This window comes from Mesorhizobium sp. WSM4976, from assembly GCF_029625685.1.
Lineage (GTDB): Bacteria > Pseudomonadota > Alphaproteobacteria > Rhizobiales > Rhizobiaceae > Mesorhizobium.
In genome coordinates this window covers 1-3,304 of the sequence record NZ_JARTVT010000076.1, presented here as the reverse complement: position 1 = coordinate 3,304, position 3,304 = coordinate 1, and the positions used below count along the sequence as shown (strand labels likewise).

General features: G+C 63.6%; 2 protein-coding genes and 1 pseudogene. 2 read left to right on the top strand and 1 reads right to left on the bottom strand.

Translation table 11 applies throughout. The annotated features are described in order from the left end of the window. Positions 1 to 395: 395 nt before the first annotated feature. Entirely contained in the window at positions 396 to 596 is a 201-nt protein-coding gene (locus tag P9272_RS35645; protein ID WP_278164873.1) for a hypothetical protein, read from the top strand. After that, positions 586 to 2,658, top strand: a complete 2,073-nt coding sequence (locus P9272_RS35640) for a recombinase family protein (protein WP_278164871.1) — start codon at positions 586 to 588, stop codon at positions 2,656 to 2,658. The genes P9272_RS35645 and P9272_RS35640 overlap by 11 nt, the downstream gene beginning before the upstream one ends. A 23-nt stretch (positions 2,659 to 2,681) precedes the next feature. Here P9272_RS35640 and P9272_RS35635 read toward each other — a convergent pair. After that, positions 2,682 to 3,304: pseudogene (locus P9272_RS35635) on the bottom strand (IS3 family transposase); the annotation flags it as partial.

The following is a 3,304-nucleotide window of genomic DNA, read 5'->3' as shown; positions in this document are numbered from 1 at the left end:
ATCGGCGGCTTGTTGCCGATCGCGCTGTGGGGTCGGACGGTATTGTACAACTCGACGACTTAACACCCACGGGACTGCGATTGAACGCGAGCTTTGCTATCCGTGGCATCCGTGGGCCGGGCTGCAGGTCCATACCCATGAAGTGATCAAGAAGGGTGATGTGACGGTTTTCCGCTGCAGCCTTTCCGGCCAAGCGTCGGACCGGTGGCTGGAGGTTCCGGCATGGATGTTCGACCGATCGGCTGGCGTGAGCTGGCGCATCACGGCTGCCGCGCAGGTCGATCTTGCCGTGCTTGTCGGCTTGGCTGAGCTTCTGCGTGACACAGGCGTGCCGTCGCAATCTCAGAGGATCGGCGCAGCATCGGACTCTCACGACTCGAATCGGGGAGAGGTCCATGCCGCGCAAGCCCACGACTTACCAGTTCGATCTGTTCTCCAGGTTGAACGACACCCACACGATGATGGAGGCGCCGCGATGGCAGGCGCTGCCTGTCGAGACGCGTCGGTCAGTGACGAAGCTGATGGTGCGTCTGATCCTCGACCACGTCGGCGGCGACCGCGCCGGGCGACAGGAGGGCGCGGATCATGATGCATGAGAAGATCAAGCCGCACCATCTTGAGCGCAAGGCGATACTGTACGTGCGGCAGTCGTCGGCCCATCAGGTCCTGCACAACCGCGAGAGCAGCACGCTTCAATATGCGATGCGCGATCGCCTGACGGCGCTTGGGTGGTCTCGCGTCGAAACGGTCGACGACGATCTCGGCCGGTCCGCCGCCGGCGGCGTCGCACGTGCCGGTTTCGACCGAATGGTCGCGGAAGTCTGTCTCGGCAAGGTCGGTGCGGTCGCGGCGCGGGAAGTGTCGCGGTTTGCCCGCAACAGCCGCGACTGGCAGCAGCTCATCGAGATGTGCCGCGTCGTCGACACCGTGCTGGTCGACCAGGAGACGGTCTATGCGCCGCGCCAAGGCAACGACCGGCTGCTGCTGGGGTTAAAGGGAAGCCTCAACGAGTACGAACTCGATCTTTTGCGCCAGCGGTCGCTCTCGGCCCGCTACGAGAAGGCACGCCGTGGCGAACTCGTGGTCGCGGCACCTGTCGGCTTCGTAAAGGTCGGGGATCGGCTCGAGAAGGATCCCGACCGCCGCGTGCAAGAGACGATTATCCTTGTGTTCGACAAGGTCGCCGCGCTCGGCAGCGCCCGTCAGGCCTTGATGTGGTTCCTCGAGCATGGTCTGGATTTGCCCACCAGGCGCAACAACGGCGATGTCGTCTGGCACAGACCCAGCTATGCCACGATCCACCGAATGATCGAGAACCCGATCTACGGCGGCGCCTATGCCTATGGTAGGACTCGAGCCGCGCCGGGATTTGGATCGACGGCCCCTCGATCGGGCGTTCGTCGCCAGGCCCGGGAGGAATGGCTGGCTCTGATCCCGGGCAGCCATGAAGGTTACGTCAGTTGGGAACGAGCGGAGGCAATCCGCACAATGGTGAGCGACAACGTGCCAACGGGCCGGCATCACGGAGCACCGAAGCATGGCGATGCATTGCTCGCCGGGCTTGTCCGGTGCCGCCGCTGCGGCCGCAAGCTCACGGTGCGATACACGGGTATCAAGCACAACATCCCGCGCTATTCCTGCTGGCGGGGCCTGCTCGACAATGGCGAACCGCGCTGCATCGCCTTCGGCGGACTTCGCGTCGATGACGCTATTGAAGAGGCCCTTCTGCAGGTCGTCGAGCCCGGCGCGGTTGCGGCTGCCGCCGAGGCCGAAGCGCAGGCAGCCAATCGCCGCGACCAGGTTCGGGACGCTCTCGGTCGCGATCTGGAGGCTGCACGCTACGCCGCCGACCGGGCTTTCCGGCAATATGACGCGGCCGACCCCGAGAACCGGCTGGTCGCTGCGGAACTGGAGACGCGGTGGAACCGTGCCCTCGCACATGTCGGCGAGATCGAGGGCAAGATCGCCACACATGACGCCGCAAGGGCGAAGCCGTCACCTGTGTTGACGATGGACCTTGGTGCGCTGGCCGCGAACCTCCACATCGTCTGGGCGGCACCGACGACAGATGCGCGGCTCAAGAAGCGCATCGCGCGTACCGTCATTCAGGAGGTGATCGCCGATATTGATGATGAAGCCTCCGAGATCGTCCTGCTGATCCACTGGATCGGCGGGGTTCACACCGAACTGCGCTTGCCGAAGCGGCGCCGCGGACAACGCAACAGCACCTCCACCGACATCATCGCCGCCATGCGGCAACTGGTACTGATCGTCAGCGACGATCTGATTGCCGGCATTCTCAACCGCAACGGCCTGGTGACCGGGCATGGCAATCGCTGGACGCGCGAACGGGTCACGGCGCACCGGTCGCATCACAAGATTCCGGTCTTCCGGCCGGCGCCGGAGGGCAACCAACCGTGGCTCAACCTGAACAAGGCCGCACGCCTTCTCGGCGTTGCACCGAAGACCCTCAGGCTCGCCGCCGAGACAGGCGAGATCGAAGGCGTTCATCCCCTGCCGGATGGTCCGTGGATCTTCAGCCGGTCAGAACTCGGAAAGCCGCATGCCTTGCAGATCGTTCATCGCGCGCGACAGAACCCCAAATACCCCGCAGGATCGCATCCCGATCAGCGAAGCCTATTCCCTTCAACAACATAGACAGATGGGTGTTATGAAACAGGATTGTAGTCCTTACGCCATTCCTCCATTTTCAAGCGGGCGTCGTCAAGCGTCAGGAACCAGTGGGCGTTGAGGCATTCGCTGCGGAACTTGCCGTTGAAGGACTCGATGAAGGCGTTGTCGGTTGGCTTGCCCGGCCGCGAGAAGTCCAGTTCGACGCCGCGCTGATAGGCCCACAAGTCGAGATCGCGGGAGATGAACTCCGATCCCTGGTCGACCCGGATCGTCCTCGGATAGCCGACTGAGCGGCAGGCCCGCTCCAGTGTGGCTACGACATCTTCTCCCCGGTAGCTGAACCGCGGATCGACCGCGGGCGAGAAGCGCGAGAAGGTGTCGACGACGGTGAGCACGCGGATCTTGCGGCCGGTCGCCAATTGGTCGTGAACGAAATCCATGGCCCAGACATCGTTGGAGTGCACGGCCTCTGTCCGATCTTCGCGCAGCTTCGCCTTCACCCGTCGCCTCGGCGTCTTGTTGCGGATCTGCAGGCCTAACTCCTTATAGAGGCGATAGATTCGCTTAGCGTTCACGGGCCATCCCTCCCGGCGCAGCAATACATGGACGCGCCGGTAGCCGTAACGCACCCGCGTCGCCGTGATCTCCTTGATCCTGGCTTTCAAGGCAG

Excerpts from the sequence above, each read along its gene's own strand:
- P9272_RS35640 (WP_278164871.1), top strand. The coding sequence starts at position 586 with ATGATGCATGAGAAGATCAAGCCGCACCATCTTGAGCGCAAGGCGATA.
- P9272_RS35645 (WP_278164873.1), top strand. The coding sequence starts at position 396 with ATGCCGCGCAAGCCCACGACTTACCAGTTCGATCTGTTCTCCAGGTTG.